The organism is Bradyrhizobium sp. TM233 (assembly GCF_036247965.1).
GTDB lineage: Bacteria > Pseudomonadota > Alphaproteobacteria > Rhizobiales > Xanthobacteraceae > Bradyrhizobium > Bradyrhizobium ottawaense.
This window is the reverse complement of record NZ_BTIG01000105.1, coordinates 1-1,890: the sequence shown is the minus strand read 5'-3', so window position 1 is coordinate 1,890 and position 1,890 is coordinate 1. Positions and strand designations below refer to the sequence as shown.

Below are 1,890 nucleotides of genomic sequence, written 5' to 3'. Positions count from 1 at the left end.
GACGCCGATGCCGATGATGACGGCGGCGCCGAGAATGATCGAGACCAGCATGAAAGCATAAGAATAGCTGTCCGCAGCATCCTGAGCCGCCTGATCGCCACCCTTGGTGTTGAGTTCGATGTCCTTCATCAGGACTTCATCCGACGCAAGACCGATCTTGTTGACCGTCTTGGTGTTCAGCTCCTGTGCGTCGTGCGGGACCTTGCCGGCCTCCTTGCGCGAGAGCGCCATCACCTCCTCGGTGCCCTTCTTGTAGTCATCCCAGAGTTTTGCCCACTGGTTGTAGAGCGCCCGCTCCTCCGGCGAGGTGATCATTGGCTCGTACCGGCCGCGGATCTTGGCGAGCGCCTCGATCACTGTCACACCCGTCTTCTCGTTGGCGAGTTTTTCGTCCAGCGTTTCGGAAAGCATGTGCTGGCGGACCACGTTGCGATAGGTGATGACGCTCGCACGAAGCTCGCCAAGCACCCGCACACTGGGCATCCAGCTCGTGGTGATGTCGATGGTGTTGGCGTTCATCGACCGCATTTTCATGACGGCCAGGAGACCCATGCCGGCCATTGCGACCAGCAGGAACGCCACGACACTGATGATCTTGGCGCGGATGGAAATGGTGGCAAGCATAATGGGGTCTCTTTGTGCTGGCGCGGTGCGCTTATTACGAATCAACCAAAGGGAGCAGCACCAACATCCAACACCAGAGCACCTGCGCAGATGTTAACTACGACTCCGTACGAGTACGGAGCCTGAAAGAGATGAACAGGCCGCTAAAAATGCTCTGCGCTTAGCGCATGAGCCTAAGCGCATCGGAGAAAAATTCAGCGCCGCCGAAATTTCCGGACTTCAGAGCGAGCAGCATGTCGGCTTCGGCGCCCACCGAGTGGAGCACCGGGACACCCGCCGCGATCTCCACTCCTACGAGAAATCCGGGGATCTTCAACCGATCGACGACGGCACCGGATGTCTCGCCGCCGGCAACGATCAGTCGCCGCACGCCTGATTTTACGAGGTTTTCTGCAATGTCGGCCATGGCCTGCTCGATCGCGTGGCCGGCCGGGTCGCGACCGTGCCGCGCCTGCAGTGCGGCGACCTGATCAGGCGTCGCGCTCGAGGCGATCAGCACCGGCCCCTCCGTAAGCCGCGGCCTCGCCCAATCCAGCGCGCGCTGCGCTTCGCCGCCCCCCGTAATGATACGGTCCGGATCGAGGTGAAGCACCGGCATGACCCGTTCGGCGTTGACGATCTGCTGAAGCGTCGCCTGAGAGCAGCTCCCGGCGAGGCAGGCCGCCGGTCCGCCGACGGCAATGCCGGTCTCGCCGTTCGCCCCGGCTGATTTGACTTTACCCGTCGACACCAGCGCACGCGCGAGCCCGAGGCCCATGCCGGAGGCGCCGACCGACAGCCGGTGCTCGGCGGCGACGAGGCCGATGGTCTCGAGGTCGCGGTCGAAGACCGCGTCGATGATGGCGGCGCCGATGCCCTTGGCCGCGAGTTCGGCCAGCCGGGCCCGCACGGCATCTGCGCCGCGCGTGACGGTGGCGAGGTCGACGAGACCGATCTGCGTCCCGCTCTGGCGCGCAAGCACGCGCACCAGGTTGGAATCATGCATCGGGTTGAGCGGATGGTCCTTCAGCGGACTTTCGTTGAGCGGCACCGCGCCGACGAAGAGGTTGCCCTGGTAGACGGTGCGGCCGGTCTCCGGGAACGCCGGCGTCACCAGCACGGCGCCCTCGCCGCTATCGGCGCGCAGCGCGTCCATGACAGGGCCGATATTGCCGGCGTCCGTGGAATCGAAGGTCGAGCAGATCTTGAACAATACGTGGCCGGCGCCGCGGCCGCGCAGCCACTGATCCGCCGCGCGCGAACGCGACACGGCAAGGCCGGCCTCGA

General features: G+C 64.3%; 2 protein-coding genes. Both read right to left on the bottom strand.

Annotation, left to right across the window (positions count from 1 at the left end):
* Positions 1 to 624: MCP four helix bundle domain-containing protein (locus AABA86_RS33840; protein ID WP_338309828.1), on the bottom strand; the 624-nt coding region annotated here is incomplete at its 3' end.
* Between the two features lie 160 nt (positions 625 to 784).
* A partial coding sequence (gene otnK / locus AABA86_RS33835; protein WP_338309827.1) for a 3-oxo-tetronate kinase occupies positions 785 to 1,890 on the bottom strand: 1,106 nt, incomplete at its 5' end.